Here is a 17,056-nt window from a genome sequence, read left to right on the forward strand (position 1 = left end):
TTAAAAATCCTATCTTTTACCAGAACTTAACGTACTAATCATCTGAAAAACTCAAGATTCCCCCAATCCACTAATTTTGGAAGGTAGGATAGTGATTAGCCGCCATCATTCAGTCTTACTGCATGGATGCATTTGATCCAACTCCTCCCGCCTGGACTCAATCGGCAGTTCATGCCTGGGAGTTTTGCTGTCCCGCCTGTCGTTCGCTTTGCACCGAGTCACATCGCGTCTGGATTAATCGGCGATCGCCCGTCTTCACCGAGGATCACCGTCGCAAATGGCAAGAATTTTATGAATGCCAGTGTGGTACTGTCTGGTGGGCATGGAGTAGCGATCGCCCCCCCAGTGATTTAGTCAAGCCAGATGCTCCAGAGACGTTGAGAGAAGATTAAAGGGATAAGGATAAAGGATGAAGGGTAAAAACCAGTAGATTTATCCTTCATCCTTTAGCCTTTAGCCCTTATCTTTCGTCCTTTTCTAACGCCACCACTGTTGGATGAGTTAACACCGCCAACGCTGCTTGATACTGTGAGTCGATCGCCGTTCCCATTTGCTCACGACTGATCGGTTCTGTCGGGATAACAATATCGGGCATGATGCCTTGACGATTAATGTCATGGTGGTCGGGCGTTTCATACTTAGCGATCGTCACTGCCAACCCCGACCCATCAGACAGGTTAAACAGCGATTGAATCAACCCTTTACCAAAGGTTCTCTCGCCAACTAGCTGAGCACGGTCGTTATCCTGCAAAGCACCCGCCAAAATTTCGCTGGCACTGGCGGTTCCTTGATTGACCAACACAACCAATGGATCGTCGGTGAGGGCTTGCCCATTGGCGACAAAACTATCCTGAATGCCTTCCCGGTTAACGGTGTAAACCACCGTACCTTCATCCAACCACAAGCGGGCAATCTCAATTCCAGCCTGTAGTAACCCTCCCGGATTGTTGCGGAGGTCGAGCACATACGCTGTAGCTCCCTCATCCTCAAGGTGACTGATAGCATGAGCCACTTCCTGAGCCGCATTCGCGTTAAATTGGGTCAACCGAATATAGCCTACACGACCCCCTTCTGCCTGGGGACGCAACTCTGCGTAAACTGGATTGAGCGTAATGCGGTTGCGAACTAACAAGACATCCTGAGGGGCTTCATCGTCATGGGCGATGGTGAGTGTCACCTGACTGCCAATGGGACCACGCATCCGCTCCGCAGCCTCATCTAAGCTAAATTCAAAGGTTGAAACGCCGTTGATTTTAAGAATGCGATCGCGGGGTTGAATTCCCGCTTCATCTGCCGGAGAGTGATCGATCGGTGCAATCACTCGCAATTCACCCGTCTCCGGATCTTGCGTAATCTGTAAACCAACGCCCGTGAGTTCTCCAGAGGTGTTGGTTTGCAAACTGCGATATTGGTCTGGCTTGAGTAATCGAGTAAACGGATCCTCCAAACTCGCCAACATTTTTTGAATGGCAGTGTAAGTCTGCTCTCGGTTCTGCAAGTTCTGCTGCAATGCCTTTTGTCGTACAAACCACCAGTTCTGGTGGTTAAACGTGTCATCAATGTAGGCGCGATCGACAATTCGCCAAACTTCACTCAGCAGCTTTTGCTCCTCAGTAAATGCGTGTGCTGCCGATACCCAACTGTTCAGCACCAACACCACAGACACAATTAGCAACAACCCAACCTGAAAAAAACGCTTTGTCATGTTACATATCTTAAACTTCGGCAAAGACTAAATGCCATCACCAATCTTCATTTCCGGCTTTAAAACATTATCTATAGCATTTCTAAATTAGGGGTGAAATGAGTTAGCTGTAAGAGGGGCATTTCCTGACAGTGCCCTTCTCACAAGGCATCCAAGATTGTTCCGCTAAGACTAAAATCGTCAGCCAACAGAGACTATAGAGCGATCGCTATCGATCAGGGCAGCTAACCGAATACGAACAGCCCATGAATTAACGTTCTTCACTATGAAATGTGGATAAAGGCTATGTTACATTTTTTATTGACAGCAATACATTTTTTTGGAACTCTCGCTTCATGTTTACTAAGCAGGTAACTGATTCAAAAGCATACCAGTGGTTCCAGGAGCGGTTGGAGATTCAAGCACTCGCTGATGATATCTCCAGCAAGTATGTTCCCCCTCACGTAAACATTTTTTACTGTTTAGGTGGGATCACACTGACCTGCTTCCTCATCCAATTTGCCACTGGGTTTGCAATGACTTTTTATTACAAACCCACTGTGACTGAGGCATTTGAATCAGTGCAGTATTTGATGACTAGCGTCAACTTCGGTTGGTTGATTCGCTCCATCCACCGCTGGTCTGCCAGCATGATGGTGTTGATGATGATTCTGCACGTTTTCCGGGTTTACCTCACTGGCGGCTTCAAGAAGCCCCGTGAGTTGACCTGGGTGACGGGTGTCATTCTGGCAGTCATCACTGTGTCGTTTGGTGTAACCGGCTATTCGCTGCCCTGGGATCAGGTTGGCTATTGGGCGGTCAAAATCGTTTCCGGTGTACCTGAAGCGATTCCCGTTGTCGGTTCTTTCATGGTAGAGCTGTTGCGCGGTGGTCAAAGCGTGGGTCAATCTACACTGACCCGTTTCTACAGCCTGCACACCTTTGTGTTGCCCTGGCTGATTGCCGTCTTCATGCTGTTGCACTTCTTGATGATTCGTAAGCAGGGCATCTCTGGTCCCCTGTAAGCGATCGCCAAAATTCGTTCCTTGACTAGGTGCGGGATAGTTTAATTCCCGCTACACTAGCTTAATTACTACCTAGCACTAGCCTGAACGCCATCTTGATTTCTGTTGCTAAGGAGAACACCTGCACATTATGGCAACTATTAAAAAGCCGGATCTGAGCGATCCAGTTTTACGCGAAAAGCTCAAAAAGGGCATGGGACACAACTACTACGGTGAACCCGCATGGCCCAACGACTTGCTCTATATCTTCCCAGTTGTTATCTTAGGCACGATCGCCTGCTGCGTATCGCTTGCAGTTCTTGATCCTGCCCTGGTTGGTGAGCCTGCTAACCCCTTTGCAACTCCGCTAGAGATTCTGCCAGAGTGGTATTTGTACCCTGCTTTCCAGATTCTTCGGATCGTTCCCAACAAGTTGTTAGGGATTGCATTACAAACGGCTATTCCTCTGGGTTTAATGTTGGTTCCCTTCATTGAGAACGTTAACAAGTTCCAGAATCCCTTCCGTCGCCCTGTTGCTACTACCGTCTTCTTGATTGGAACCGCAGCAACGCTTTGGCTTGGAATCGGCGCAACCTTCCCGATTGATAAGTCTCTGACGTTAGGATTGTTCTAGATTGCTTTGCCGACGCCCGTGTTGGTTTTCCAGGTATGCTGGTGCATCATTGGAATATCGACAGGGGCGTTAATTTTTATTGGTTAAATTTTGACGACACTGGGGCAACTACTCGTTACGATTGACGAAGGTTTTGAGCAAGGCATAACGATTGCCCGTCTCATATGTTTGTATTAATCTTACGTACCTTCAGTTGGGTCAAATCCTGGCGACGTGTATGTTAGAGCGAGCCTACTTAACTGTTAGGAGTGACTTGACTGTCCTCAATCAGGTACAGGAGTGGTTTAAGCTGTTTTGTTTAAAAAATAGTTCCCAACTCCTTTGGTTGCAGAGTCAACTCTATCCTCTTAACCTGGCACTAGCAGAAGGCTTTACGAATGCAGTGCGCCATGCTCATCATGAGCTTCCCTCAGAAACAACAATTGATATTGATTTGGCATTGTGGGAGGAACGCATTGAGATCCGTATTTGGGATCAAGGTCAGCCCTTTAACCCTGATCTACTCGAAGAGCCAAAGCCAGGAACATTACGAAAAGGGGGATATGGTTGGTTTTTGTTGAGACGTTTGGCGGATCAAGTTGTCTATGATCGCAGTGCGGATGGTCGAAATTGCTTGCTGATTGTCAAACATCGAGTCAAGCAACCCTGTCAACCTCAAGTCACCTCTTGACTCTCTGTTCCCACTCAAAGACTCGACACCTCAAAAATATTAAGTTAAGCTGGCGCAAGTTCTAATCTGCGCGGCTAGGGGCAAGATGGATTCATTGATTGCGATTACCTCTTGGGAGACTGCTTCGCATCATCGATTGACTCTGCGCCAACCTTAGCTTGATCACTCCCTATGCCATCTGCTTCTAAAGCTGCCCAAATTCATCTCTGGGTTCCCGATATTTTTGAGTTTAAGGGTGGAATCCAAGTTTATTCAGGCTTTTTGTTAGAGACAATTCAGGCACTTTATCCCAATCTTCATTACAACGTTTTTCTTAAGAACGATACCCGCTATCCCCGCGATCGCACCTTTTCTCCTCACACCAGGTTGCATTTCGCTGGGAAATATCCTGCGTCGGTGCGCACTCCTCTATTTGCCGCACAGTTGGTCGCCAGTGGCGTGTTGCAACGTCCAGACTTGGTGATCACGACTCACCTCAACTACCTGCCAGCAGCACATTTGCTGAAGCGGTTAACGGGCATTCCCTACTGGGCGATCGCTCATGGAGTAGAAGCCTGGAACATCCAGAAATCGTCTATGAAAGCGGCTCTACATGCAGCCGATCAGATTTTGTCGGTGAGCAACTACACGCGCGATCGCCTTTTAAAGGAGCAAAATCTTGACTCAGCAAAAGTAACACTGCAACCCAATACCTTTGATACCAGTCGCTTTGCTATCAAACCAAAACCCGCTCACCTGCTGGAACGCTATCACCTCAAGCCTGATCAACCCGTGATTCTGACAGTCAATCGGCTCTCCGCTAGCGAAACCTATCGTGGTTACGACAAGGTCTTGGAGGCAATGCCGCTGATTCGCCAGACATTACCGGATGTACGGTTCCTCATCGTTGGCAAAGGAGACGATCGCCCCCGGTTAGAGCAATCGATCGCCCAACAGCAACTTCAGGATTGTGTCACTCTCGCGGGATTTGTCCCCGATGAGGAACTGGGCGACTACTACAATCTCTGCGACATCTTTGCGATGCCCAGTAAACTGGAGGGATTTGGAATCGTCTATTTAGAGGCAATGGCGTGTGGCAAACCCGTATTGGGAGGAAATCAGGATGGCGCAATTGATGCACTGTGTCACGGTGAGTTGGGCGCACTGGTAGACCCGGATGACGCGAAGGCGATCGCTCAAACCATCACCCAAATTTTGCAGAAACAGTATCCCAATCCTTTAATGTATCAACCCGAAGCGTTGCGCCAAAAGATGATTGACGTCTATGGGCGCGATCGCTTTAAGCAACGACTGGCAGACCATTTAGAAAAGTTTTTTCAAAGACCGTAGGCTTTTCTCGGAGCTTCTACCATTCCCCAGTAAAACGTTGAATCAGTAAAACGTTGAAGAGCAGGCAGTTACAGGAGTAATGGACCTAGAGCTTAATCATGATCAGAACGGCTTTAATTACAGGGATTACGGGACAAGATGGATATTATTTGAGTCGTTTGCTATTGGAGAAGGGATATCGCGTTATTGGCTTAGTTGCTCCTCAACGCCGAAATAATATCGTCAAGCTGGGTAACTTGATTGAGCAGATCGAAATTTATCCAGTTGCGTTAACCGATGCAGTAGCCCTGTTAGAGGTGGTAGAGCAGTTCCGCCCTGACGAAATCTATAACCTGGCGGCTCCCAGTTTCGTACCTGACTCGTGGAATGACCCCCTTGGCACCCTCGACTTGATTACGGGCAGTGCGACCCGTCTGCTGGCGGCCATTCACCAGTTGGGGCTGACAACTCGCGTGTTTGAAGCGAGTAGCTCTGAAATGTTTGGGCAGGTCGATCACGCTCCGCAGGATGAAAACACCCCTTTTCGTCCGATGAATCCCTACGCCGCTGCCAAACTCCACGCCCACTGGATGATGGTGCATCATCGGCAACGGTATGGCTTATTTGCTTGCAGTGGCATTTTATATAACCATGAATCACCCTTACGCCTCCCCAACTTTGTCACTCGTAAGGTGTCCCTCGCCGCGGCGTCGATTAAGCTAGGGTTGAGCGATCGCCTGGAAATGGGCAACCTCCAGGCAAAACGCGATTGGGGGTACGCTGGCGATTATGTAGAAGCCATATGGCGGATGTTGCAGACCAATACACCAGAGGATTACGTTATTGGCACAGGTCAATTGCACAGCGTCCAGAATTTAGTTGAAACTGCATTTGGCTGTTTAGATCTAGACTGGACTCGATATGTCTCAATTGACTCAAAATTCATCCGTTCAGACGAGCACTTTCAATTGGTTGCTAATCCAGCCAAAGCAAAGCGTGATTTAGGGTGGCAGCCTCAAATGACCTTTGCTAAGTTGATTGAAGAAATGGTGTTAACCGATTTAGACCGTTTGAGATCAGGACTCATCGCCCCCGCTGTTCCTCAGCAACCCTAATGTCACATTCTGAAAGCCATCCCTCTACTCAGTCGCGCTACGTCTTTGTATTTCTAGAAATTTTTAGTAGTGAAGGCGGCATCCAGTCCTATGTCAAGGATGTGTTGCAGGGATATACCGCCCTGAAGCATCAACCCCCAGTTGATGTTTTTTTGCTGCGAGATAGCCAGGATTGCGACAACCCGTTTGAGTCATCACCCATCTTTCAATTTCATTACCTCAGGGGAAAGTCAGCCAAGCTAGATCGAATTCGGTTGGCGATCGCCCTGTTCCTACACTTGCTCAAACATCGTCCCCAGCAGGTCTTCTGTGGTCACGTCAAGCTTGCCCCTCTGGTGCAAATGCTGTGTCAACCATCGGGGATTCCCTACACCGTCTTCACCTATGGCAAAGAAGTATGGGCACCACTCCCATCAGCCACTCGTCGTGCTCTACAACAGGCAAAGGCCATTTGGACTATTAGCCGCTATAGTCGCGACCAAGCCTGCGTAGCAAACCAGCTTGACCCGCAATTATTTCGTGTCATGCCTTGCATGGTGGATGGCGATCGCTTTACCCCTGGGACAAAGTCTGAGGGCTGGATTGCGAAATATGGGTTGGCTGGGGCGACCGTTCTCATGACGGTGGCTCGGTTGTGGTCAGGAGATGCTTACAAAGGGGTCGATGTCACCATTCAAGCTCTTCCTGCGATCGCCCAAGTCTTTCCAAAGGTGAAATATCTGATCATCGGTCGAGGCGACGATCAACCACGATTGGCAAAACTGGCAGCGGATCTGGGTGTGAGCGATCGCGTCGTATTTGCGGGTTTTGTGGCAACCGATGATTTAGTTGAGCACTACCGTCTGGCAGATGTTTACGTTATGCCTTCTCAGGAGGGATTTGGTATCGTTTATTTGGAGGCGATGGCGTGTGGCAAGCCTGTCCTGGCAGGAGATGCCGACGGATCAGCCGAACCCCTACAGGATGGGAAATTAGGCTGGCGTGTGCCCCGTCGTGACCCCGATGCAGTAGCTCAGGCATGTATTGAAATCTTGCAGGAATTAAGCACTGCTGCTGTTGCCGATCCTTCTGACCAGACAAACCCCTGCCGAAGTAATGGCATCTGGCTACGTCAACAAGCCATAGCATCCTTTGGTCGAGATGCCTTTATGAACCAGTTGAAACAGCTATTTATGTCTTAGGATTGTTAGTGTTTATACCAGGTCAGCACAGAAGCCGATCTAATTGGTATGATCCCAGTAATGGATGGTCCTTAAGACTTTGCTTCCTTGAACCGTGTAGGAGATTGCTATGAACCAAAACAGTTACAGAAACTGGCAATTGAACCTGTCAGGTTTAAGCTTTTGGCTCACTCTAATGGCGATCGCATGGCTCCTCGGTTCGATCGGCTTAGGATGGCTGGTCAAGTCCTTTTTTATTGTGATTGGTTTCATCATCATTGCGCCGATTCTCGGCTTCTTAGGCTTTCGCTGGTGGCTTAAGCGCAACCTGGTTGAACAACCCTGTCCCGTTTGCCACTTTGAGTTGGCAGGCATCAACGGCACTCAGCTTCGCTGCCCCAATTGCAGCGAACCGCTCAAAGTCGAAAAAGGACACCTCCACCGCCTCACTCCACCTGGTACTGTGGATGTTGAAGCGGTAGAAGTGTCAGCCCAACAAATTGAGGACTAGTTACCTTGCGTGATACGCAACGTGTAGGGATGGCTACCCTGAGCGCGATCGCCCACGAACACAGAATAAGTCCCCGGATTCAGCACACCAGGGATTTGAACCATACCCCCTGAATAAGCATCAGCCATTGCACAACGGTTTTGACCTGCCCCTGTGATCAGCAGTGTAGGTTGCCCCTGACTTTCAACCACAAAACGCAGCGGAGTGGGTTGGCTAACGACGACAACCTGACTAGGCGTACCAGAGATAAATCCACAGGAACTCGATTGAGAACCACCAGAGTTTCCAGTGACGACAACCGCAGACTGGAGAGGGGTTTGCACTGTATCGGCATGAGCAGAAGTGGCGATCGCCAATGCCATTGTCAGCGCAGCAGGAATAATAGCCCAAAAACGACGAGACTTCATACTCTCCATCTCTTAAATAATCTTTGTTACTTAATATACTATCGTTGCCAATTTTAGAAAGATGTGCATCTGTGCCACTTCCCGGAGCGTCATGAGAGGGAACGGGAAAAGCCAAAGGCTAAAAGATAAAGGATAAAAGGGGAGAAGAGAAATACCCATCTTCGACTTCTGCTTTCTGCCTTCAACGATAAATCTCATTCTATAAAAGTCAATATGTTACGAGTTGCTATCAGTCTCAGCCTACTTTCCATCAGTTTCCTGGCGTGTGACCTGAGCTATGCCTCAGATCCCTCAAACTCAACACAAGAGCTAGAAACAGTGGCAGATCCATCTCCGCTGCCCATTGTTACCGAACCCGTGTTGCCCCGCTTGTCCGAGTCTGAGATTGAAACGCTACAGACCCAACTTACAGTGGGTATTGACACCTGGTTTGGCTTGGCTGGGCTCGATAAAACACCCGCTCCACCCCCCTTCTCAGAGGCACTTCAGGCTTATCGGGAGCAGTGGGGGGCGATCAACCCTGATATCGCTACATTTGTGGGGTTTTGGCAAAACGATGAAGCTTACCCGTATTCTGTGACTATTTTTCCCTCCAACACCCCAGGGCAAGTTTGCGTGTTGGAGTTTAAACCCGAATGGAGCCTCCAGATTTTGAATGAGGCTACGGGTGAATATGGCAAGGATATGATTAGTGAGCAGATCCTCTCGGTTTCGATCGCCACAGTGCAAGACGGGCATTTGCGGAGTAGTCAGGTGCGATCGGTGGGGTCAGCCACAGCATTGGCGCGATATGGCGTGGGTGAAGCTTATCCAGTCCTATTTATGAGTATCATGGACGATCAGGGCACCACTCGCACGGTCGCAGCAATATCACCACCAGCATTGCCCGCTGAGCTACCCGAATCGCTTGTACCACAGGTATCTCAAGCTCTCTCAGACTATGGCTGCACAGTCGCTTCACCCACGAGCAGGAGTTAGCTCACCTATTATCTGCCTCAAGTTGCTGGATTGCTGCTCTACAGTATTTAGCTTCTCTTTCAAGTTCTTGAGTTGCTCAAACTAGGGGTTTATCAGTGCTGAATTTTTGGGTCAATCTGACCCGGAGACACAGGGAGGGAAAGACATGGAGATTAAGCATCGCCTGCCTTTCACCGTGTCTCCCATACCCCGTGTCGCTTGACTCGCTATTTTGAATTTGACGCTGCACTAGGGCGAGGAAGCTGGAACTTTTCCAAGAAGTCCGGCTTTTTAGTGAGCTTTATTGATGGGCTTTGCTGATGGGGCGATCGCCCCACCCCTCAGTTAAGCAACCGAGTGATCAAAGGTAGCTAGAAACCGCGTATTCCCCTGGCTTTGACAAACTTGGAGAATGTAATCACCTGCCCCCTTGAGTCCACTGATGGTGTCAGTGTTGCCATCGTTAGGGCTGACACCCTGAACAACGCGATCGCCTCGGTTAACAACACCGTCACTATTGAGGTCTTGCACCACACGGATGTTGACATCGCCTTTTTTATTGCCCCGTTCTCTAACGTTAATATCGAGGCTGGAGTTGCTATCTAGCGTGAAGGCAAAATTGTCAGCTGTGTCGTTGTCGTTAACATGATTAGCCCGTCGCAAATCCTGCGCGATCGTACCCAGTTGAATCTCTGGCGTAGTTAGGGAATTGGCACGACCCGAAGAGGAACGGCTAATCCGAAAGGTGTAGGGCATATTACTACTGCTAATGCCTTGAACCCTGGCGATAAAGTTACCCTGACTAAGTGACTTATTTAATGAGAGAAAGGTGGTACCAGTGGTTCCTGGTGACAGAAAGCTATCAACGCTGTCGAGCCGACCGTTGGAATTGTTGTCTCGAAAGAGCGCGAGCGAAGTACTGCCTCCGTTGGAAAACGATACTGATACATTCACGTTTGCAGTGTCGGTGCCTGTCCTGAACGCATAAGTGTCTTGTCGGGTTTGAGAAATACCTGGAAGAACGCCATTTCTCGTTATTGCTGGTCTATTCAACCGAATGAGGCCAAGATTTTCTTCAGCCATGAGTTTCTCCTTAAATATGAAAAGTTGATGAGTCCTGAGTTGCAAATTACGAGAAATAGATTCGATCGCTTCTCTTAATTCGGCAGGTTCATCACCTACATATTCAGAATAGAGATTTGGGTTTGGCTTGGCAGTCTGAGAAAATTAGAAAAGATCGGATTGTGATGTCGGGTTTGAATTGGGTGGCGAGGACTCACCTTAAAACCGTCTACCATTTGGCTTTAGCAGAAACCACAACCCATCTCTCCTTCTATCCAATCTTGACTTTTATCCCTCAGCCCTCGTTCGGCGAGGCTCACGAGCCGTCATTCTTTTCCCTTCTTTCTTCTTTTTTCCTTCTTCTCTCTTCTTCTCATCCTTCATCCTTTATCCTTGCTTCTCTCACCCTTCCTGTTGGTATCGCTTTAGGAGTTCTGGCAAATAGTCATAGCCATCGACTCCAATCACAGCGATAATTTGCGATCGCTGCTGTCCTAAAATCGATCGAAATGCTTCATCCCCTAGTTGACCTCGCAACACCGTCAGCAATCCGGCAGGTTGTCGCCAGCTATTAGAAACGATTTGTTCCAGCAAGTACATGCCAATGCAGCCAAAGGCGATCGCCTGAGGGTGGTGTTGCAGACGATAGTGAGCCTCTGCCAGGTATGCCAAGCTCACACCTTGAAGGTATAAATCGCCTGAAAACTGAGCCGCTTGAACGCCTTTTTCTAAACACGCGATCGCCTCTGGTAGTTGCTCTAACACGACATAAGCAATCCCCAAACTGCTGAGGCAAAGGGCTAGGCTCTGGCGATCGCCCAACCGTTCTGACAGTTGCAAGCCTTGTTGTAAGTAGTTCACCGCCATTTCGTAGACCTCCGGCTCTGCCTCAAGCTGCTGCGCCTGAAACACTTCGCTGTAGCCCAAATTTGCCAGGGCATTAGCTTCACCGGGGCGATCGCCACTCTGACGACTCAAAATCAAAGCTCTTTGGCTGTAGTTAATCGCCTCACTATAGTTGGACTGTGCCACATAGGTGCGGCTGAGGTGGTTGAGGCTGGCAATTTCACAAACGGAATCACCTGCCTCTCTCGCAATGACTAACGCTTGTTGATGAAAGGCGATCGCCTGTTCGATGCGTCCCTGTGCTCGTTGGGAGTAGCCCAACAGCGTTAGAATTCGGGCTTTTTCCTGAGTTTTCTCGGCTCGTTTGAGGGGTTCATCCAGGTAGTTCAGAGCGTCTCGAAGAGATTGTCCTGAGAAGGAAGCGAAAATCCCCCCATAAAGAGGAAAATAGTCTCGCTGAGCAAACGTCCGCAAAATTTGCAACGTCACCTGTAGACATCCATCTGCCAGACGACTGCGGTTTGTTGCATTTAAGCTGGTTGAGCGACTCAGCCCATTACCCAACTGCGACCAGATCACCGCAAAACCCAGAAAAGTCGAGATAGAAAGCTTCGCTCCTACCTTTGAGTCATACACCAACTTGTCAAACCAGGCGACCAACCCCTGCTGCAAACAACGCAAAACCACGACCCACTCGACCAGCGCAGCTACACCAAAGTCAGACGTATGGCTAATCCAGTCGGAAACCGATTGTTCCAACGCTAATTGTTGAAAGAATGCCTTTAACAAAGGGCTATTTACCTGCTTTGCCCAGACTGCCCAGGGGCCGCGATCGCCCGGAACTCCACCAAATCCCAGTTGCCCCTGCCCCTGCTCATAAATCCAACTCACCAGATGATTTTCTAAGCGATGCCAGTTGTCTAAGCCTTGCGTCAGTCCCTGCGCCATGTCTTGAATCTCAACTTGCAACTCTGGGGTTGCCACCTCAAGCTGCTGAACCTTTTGAGGCAGCAGTTTGGCAAGCTGTTGCCATTGCGACAAGTTCAAAGGGTGCGGACGATTCGGGTCTAGTACTCGCAACAACGCTTGCAGGCGTCCACCAGGAGCATCATCCCCCGTTCCTGCTCCCAACACCTCCTGCACGGCTGTCATCAAGGCAGCACTCGCCTGGTTTTGCTGTTGCCATCGCTCCCACTCGCCCCGAACGGTTTGCAGTGCCCGCAGGCTGCGAGTCGCTTTTGCCTGTTTTAGCTCATCCTTGGTTTTGCTCTGTTGTTCAAAGGTTTCGAGGCGATCGCCCAGACATCGCTCAAAAACCTCCCCAGTACCCACAGCAACACCATCGGACAACATCTGAAAAACCTGCTCTTTCGAGCGAATTTGACCCTTGAGCGTCATTTGCACAATCTGGTCAATCAAGTCTAAGTAGCGATCGCGCAGTGAAGGGGATTCTGACATTGGGGCAAGCTAACCGTGTAATGGATGAAAGCTACCTCTATCTTAGAGAATTACCTTTTATTTAGAAGGCAAAGGGCACTCAACAGGACAGACGCGATTGATCGCATCTCTTTAGGCAGGACTCAGATCCAATACCCTAATTGAATTGCCCATAGACATAACACAAATCCCCAGCTTCTTGAGGAAACCGGGGATGCTGAATGAATGCGCTCATGAAGGAGCAATTGTCTTAAATCTAGGCTCCGAGCATCGATTTCTTAAGCAGCTTTAAGCCTTTCTTGACTCGCCGTGAAACAGTAACTGCACTGATGCCCAAACGCTCAGCCGTTTCCTTTTGAGTCAGGTCGTGCAGAAAGACAAATTCCAACACGTCACGGGTGCGTTGTTCGAGTTGCACTAACGCTTGCTGAAGGCGAATCTGGTCTTCTTGAGCCAACTGAAAACTCCGATATTGAGTGTCTGGCAACAGATCGCCCAAGGATGTCGATCCTTCTTCTTCATCACGCATGGGAGCATCCAAGCTAAGAGGAGCCCGATTGCGACAAGCTAATTTGATCTCCTGCCATTCTTCCAGCGAAATTTCGAGAGCCGCTGCAATTTCGGTATCACTGGGTGGACGGTTTAGCTCAACTTGTAACTCTCGAATCACTCCTGTTGCTTGATGACGTAACGCTTGCCAGCGACGAGGAATCCGGACAGGAGCACCCTTATCGCGTAGATAGTGTTGAATCTCCCCTCGAATGTAGGGAATCGCGAAAGAACTAAAGGCGTGTCCCTTCGACATATCAAACCGCTCGATCGCTCGAATTAAGCCCAAACTGCCCACTTGCAGCAGGTCTTCATAACTCTCAGTGCACTGATTGACCCAATGATGAGCCTCTTTACGAACCAACCCAAAATTGAGTTGAACTAATTGATTCCGAATCTCAGCAGAGGGAGTTTTTTGATATTCCCGCAACAACTGTAAGCTTTCACTTTTGAGTTCACTGGCAATCGGGGTATACATGACGAAATTCAGGTAAAGGAAGTGACTTGAATGGAGAAACAAATTAGCTCTTGAATCAATCTCAGGCATCAAAGACCAAATTAGTCAATCAATAGTAAGGAGCTAAGGTTCATTAAAGTGTGATTGGAATTAACAGGGACAGGATTATTTTAGGGAGCTATTTAGGGATGCTTTCGTAGAGAAAATCCTACTCAATCAGTCCTCTAAATTCGCAAATTCAACTTATTCGTTATATGAGGTCAGTAACAACGGCATTTTTACTGAAACTATACCGAAAACTTGTCGCCTCACTGGCTCGCAACTATTTCACTTCATCAAATCAACACACTTAAAGACAGGTCATTGCGAAAACTTATCCAGTCATTGATGTACTTCAAAGGGCGATCGCACATCTACGCACAAACACCGAACTGTTTCTTCTCAAAACTCAACATTCATAACAATTACATCTTTTGACCTCTATGCCATTGACGCGCATCACATCTGGTTCACCACAAATTGGGTAAAAATTGCACCTCATACAGCCGCAATATCAAAGCATTGCTTCATGATTGAGACTGATTCATTTGGGGTTCAACTCAATATCAATTCGACTCGACAGTATACAAGTCTATGTGCCCAACCTACTAAATCCGATAACTAAGATTCATCATAGATTGGTCAATCTTATGGTTTTGCTTAACATTCTTTGCCTGTAATCGGGCGCGACGATTGCGAATTTCAGCGGCTGTCCGGGCAATGGGTGAAAGATACCGTCCAGTGGTTTCAGGCTCCGTTGTAGTTGTCCATGAACTACCTTCGGTTGTCTCGCCACCCAAGTCATCGTATTCAGGTATCCAACTGGGCTCACCGTATCCTGTTGGCTGAACTCCCTGAGTTGATGCATAGCTCAACTCAGCTGTCACATCGGCTGTAACCTTGGCTGTAGCATTAGCTGTACCTGTAGTATCAGCTGTCACATCGGTAAATGAGTCAAGAAAACTGTCGATTTCTCTCTCAAGGCGTTGCTGAGCAACAGCAGCATCATTCCTTATCGCAGGTTCAAGTGGGTTGATAACTGGAGTTGATGGCTGGGAGTCTTGCACTACTGGGAGAGCTGAGACAGCTTCACTCGGCAATAAAATCTGTGTTGGTGGTTCACTTGCGGCTAACTCTGCTGAAGGCAAAACCTGGCTTAAGGCGTTCTTGCTTTCAAACTGGGAACCTGTTGCAGGTTTGCGATCCGCCAGGGTGTTCACAAAAATTGCCCCACGCTGTTTCAAATCGAGTCGTGTTGCCTCCGTCAATCCTTGATTTTGACCAAATCGAGTATCTTCCACAAGAGCGGAACTCAAGTCAGCACTGGTCAGGTCAGCATTCCAGAGGTTAGAGGCACTCAGGTCAGCACTGCTGAAATCAACATTCGAGAGTTTGGCACGACTCAAATTAGCTCCATTGAGGTTTACTCCCCAGAGGCTACTGCGGCTCAGATTAGCACTTCGTAAATCGCAACTACTGAGAATTGCCCCTCTCAGGTTGGCTCCACTGAGGTCAGCCCCACTCAGATTCGCGTCCCACAGATTGGCGTGATCGAGAGCCGCACCGCTTAAATTCGCATCCCACAGGTTGGCACCACTAAGAATGGTATTGCTCAGATCGGCTCCCCTTAAATCAGTGCAGCTTAGGGTTGCACCACTAAGCATGGCACGACTGAGGGTAGCCCCTCTCAGATTGGCATTTGTCAGGGCAGCCCCTCGGAGGTCGGCACCCACAAGGTTAGCCCCTCGGAGGTTCGCTCCCCGCAGGTTGGCATTTCTCAAGTCAACTCCGCTTAAGTCAGCACCACTCAAATCAGCATTGTGTAAGTCTGCCCCTACTAAATCGCTACTAGGTAGGTCGGCTTGGGGAGTCGCAAAGGCTAAGCTGATGACGGACGCTTCACGGGTTACGGTCATCTGAAGCCGCTTTTCCTTCATTTTTTCTCTCCTAATTGGGGTTGATCACTGTAAGGGAGGGTTGGCAGTTGCATCCGTAAACCTGCTAGTTGCTTTAGATTGCCTTCATCTATTAATTAGGGCGATCGCCAGTGCAACGATTCGGTTCAGCAAGGTTTTGGTAGAGAGCTGCGGTTCCGACTGAGTCAGTGACCTTCGCAGTAACCCTGAGAGTTTGTTAAATCAAGAGTGACATAGCCCAACCAGTTCCGGTTAGAGTTTCTCCGTACGTTTACAGAAAAAAAATATGAAAAAACTATTTTTTAAGGTTGAGTTAAAGAAGAGCCTTTTTATAGGGCTCTTTTGGCTTTCCCAGAGATGGGAAACGACCCTGAGCACTGCAAAACAAAAGCAGCACTATCCATCAGGAAAATGCTGCTCTTCAATAAATGCCTTGATTAAGGTCTTAAAACCCAGTTGAAGGTCTATTCGGGCTTAGGCAGGTTCAACACGAGCATAGAAAATGCCACGAATCTTGACATCTACAGGTTCTTTACCACCCATATCTGTATCAGAGGGCTGAACGCTTTCAAAGGTGCCTGCAATTTCGCCAGTTGTGTTGTCAACTTTGGCAACCTGGAGAGAAATCTTGCCTTGTCCAATATCAAACGTTTTGAAGTTCTCCCGCTCCAGCTCCTCACTATCAGCCTGGGCTGGCAGAGCTACTGCGTTGTCATACCCCGTTGTTAAACCCCGTCCCTTTGGATCTAAGAAGTTAGAAGTCCGATAGGAGGGGACTTTGAAATCACCTTCAAAGTCAGTGGAGGTATTGATGCTATCTGCGGATTGCGTTGTAGCAACCAAATTTTTAATTGTAAACAGGAAAGGAACCCGTTCACCACCAGGCAACTGTACAGTAGTAGCCTGAAAATCAAAGCCATCTTCTTCAACGAAGGTTAAGCCACCTTTGGCGTTAGCCTTCAATGTTCCCATGACCTGATCAATAGATGATGTGTAGCGAGTCAGAGCTTTAGCTGGAACGAAGCTTGCAACTTGGCGTTTGTTAGTTGGCTCTTCTTTGATGAAGTAGCTTGTTGGTTCCAAACATAGGCCTTTGATGGTGTAAGTCTTACTCGGATCAATTGGAATTGAACCCCGGCTAGTCTCACCCAGTTGGGGACAGGTGTTTGCAAGACCAGTACCCCGAATTTGCTCATAGGTTAGCGGACCAGTTGCAGCAGAAGGAGCGTCGCTGCAAGCGGTCAAAAAACCCACGCAAATTGCCAGGAATGCGATGATTAGAGCGCGATACCTCATGGTC

The 17,056-nt window shown here is 48.6% G+C and carries 16 protein-coding genes; 9 read left to right on the forward strand and 7 right to left on the reverse strand.

Annotated features, from left to right (window positions below; genetic code table 11):
• The first annotated feature begins 122 nt into the window (after positions 1-122).
• The gene (locus tag H6G89_RS00885; protein WP_190503229.1) at positions 123-392 is read left to right on the forward strand and encodes a hypothetical protein; all 270 of its coding nucleotides are present in this window, start codon (positions 123-125) and stop codon (positions 390-392) included.
• Between the two features lie 68 nt (positions 393-460).
• Here H6G89_RS00885 and ctpA read toward each other — a convergent pair whose 3' ends face one another.
• Entirely contained in the window at positions 461-1,705 is a 1,245-nt protein-coding gene (ctpA, locus tag H6G89_RS00890) for a carboxyl-terminal processing protease CtpA (RefSeq protein ID WP_190503231.1), read from the reverse strand.
• Between the two features lie 335 nt (positions 1,706-2,040).
• Between ctpA and petB the strand changes: the two genes are divergently transcribed.
• The 7 genes from petB to H6G89_RS00925 all read left to right on the forward strand — a co-directional run bounded on the left by petB (position 2,041) and on the right by H6G89_RS00925 (position 8,086).
• Positions 2,041-2,709 (forward strand): cytochrome b6, encoded by a 669-nt coding sequence (gene petB, locus H6G89_RS00895; RefSeq protein ID WP_190503233.1) that lies wholly within the window; start codon positions 2,041-2,043, stop codon positions 2,707-2,709.
• A 130-nt stretch (positions 2,710-2,839) separates the two neighbouring features.
• Positions 2,840-3,322 carry a cytochrome b6-f complex subunit IV gene (petD, locus tag H6G89_RS00900; RefSeq protein ID WP_190503235.1) on the forward strand — a complete coding sequence of 161 codons (483 nt, stop codon included), beginning with the start codon at positions 2,840-2,842 and terminating at the stop codon, positions 3,320-3,322.
• A gap of 217 nt (positions 3,323-3,539) precedes the next feature.
• A complete protein-coding gene (locus H6G89_RS00905; RefSeq protein WP_190503237.1) occupies positions 3,540-3,992 on the forward strand; it encodes an ATP-binding protein in 453 nt (150 codons plus the stop codon).
• A 171-nt stretch (positions 3,993-4,163) separates the two neighbouring features.
• On the forward strand, positions 4,164-5,321 hold the full coding sequence (locus tag H6G89_RS00910) for a glycosyltransferase (RefSeq protein WP_190503239.1): 1,158 nt from the start codon (positions 4,164-4,166) through the stop codon (positions 5,319-5,321).
• Positions 5,322-5,419: 98 nt separating this feature from the next.
• Entirely contained in the window at positions 5,420-6,415 is a 996-nt protein-coding gene (locus tag H6G89_RS00915; RefSeq protein WP_190503241.1) for a GDP-mannose 4,6-dehydratase, read from the forward strand.
• Entirely contained in the window at positions 6,415-7,596 is a 1,182-nt protein-coding gene (locus H6G89_RS00920) for a glycosyltransferase family 4 protein (protein ID WP_190503243.1), read from the forward strand. Before H6G89_RS00915 ends, H6G89_RS00920 begins: the two co-directional genes overlap by 1 nt.
• Positions 7,597-7,705: 109 nt before the next feature.
• Entirely contained in the window at positions 7,706-8,086 is a 381-nt protein-coding gene (locus tag H6G89_RS00925) for a hypothetical protein (RefSeq protein WP_190503246.1), read from the forward strand.
• Here the strand turns inward: H6G89_RS00925 and H6G89_RS00930 are convergent.
• Positions 8,083-8,493 (reverse strand): hypothetical protein, encoded by a 411-nt coding sequence (locus tag H6G89_RS00930; RefSeq protein ID WP_190503248.1) that lies wholly within the window; start codon positions 8,491-8,493, stop codon positions 8,083-8,085. The genes H6G89_RS00925 and H6G89_RS00930 overlap by 4 nt on opposite strands.
• Positions 8,494-8,706: 213 nt before the next feature.
• Here H6G89_RS00930 and H6G89_RS00935 point away from each other — a divergent pair, with 213 nt between their 5' ends.
• On the forward strand, positions 8,707-9,471 hold the full coding sequence (locus H6G89_RS00935) for a hypothetical protein (RefSeq protein ID WP_190503250.1): 765 nt from the start codon (positions 8,707-8,709) through the stop codon (positions 9,469-9,471).
• 324 nt (positions 9,472-9,795) lie between these two features.
• Here the strand turns inward: H6G89_RS00935 and H6G89_RS00940 are convergent, their stop codons facing one another.
• From H6G89_RS00940 to H6G89_RS00960, 5 genes are all read right to left on the reverse strand, one after another.
• A complete protein-coding gene (locus H6G89_RS00940; protein WP_190503252.1) occupies positions 9,796-10,533 on the reverse strand; it encodes a hypothetical protein in 738 nt (245 codons plus the stop codon).
• A 381-nt stretch (positions 10,534-10,914) separates the two neighbouring features.
• A complete protein-coding gene (locus H6G89_RS00945) occupies positions 10,915-12,816 on the reverse strand; it encodes a tetratricopeptide repeat protein (RefSeq protein ID WP_190503254.1) in 1,902 nt (633 codons plus the stop codon).
• A gap of 235 nt (positions 12,817-13,051) precedes the next feature.
• On the reverse strand, positions 13,052-13,822 hold the full coding sequence (locus tag H6G89_RS00950; RefSeq protein ID WP_190503256.1) for an RNA polymerase sigma factor SigF: 771 nt from the start codon (positions 13,820-13,822) through the stop codon (positions 13,052-13,054).
• A gap of 626 nt (positions 13,823-14,448) precedes the next feature.
• Positions 14,449-15,777, reverse strand: a complete 1,329-nt coding sequence (locus H6G89_RS00955) for a pentapeptide repeat-containing protein (protein WP_190503257.1) — start codon at positions 15,775-15,777, stop codon at positions 14,449-14,451.
• A 453-nt stretch (positions 15,778-16,230) separates the two neighbouring features.
• On the reverse strand, positions 16,231-17,052 hold the full coding sequence (locus H6G89_RS00960) for a photosystem II manganese-stabilizing polypeptide (RefSeq protein WP_190503259.1): 822 nt from the start codon (positions 17,050-17,052) through the stop codon (positions 16,231-16,233).
• Between the last annotated feature and the right edge of the window lie 4 nt (positions 17,053-17,056).

The organism is Oscillatoria sp. FACHB-1407 (genome assembly GCF_014697545.1).
Classification (GTDB): domain Bacteria; phylum Cyanobacteriota; class Cyanobacteriia; order Elainellales; family Elainellaceae; genus FACHB-1407.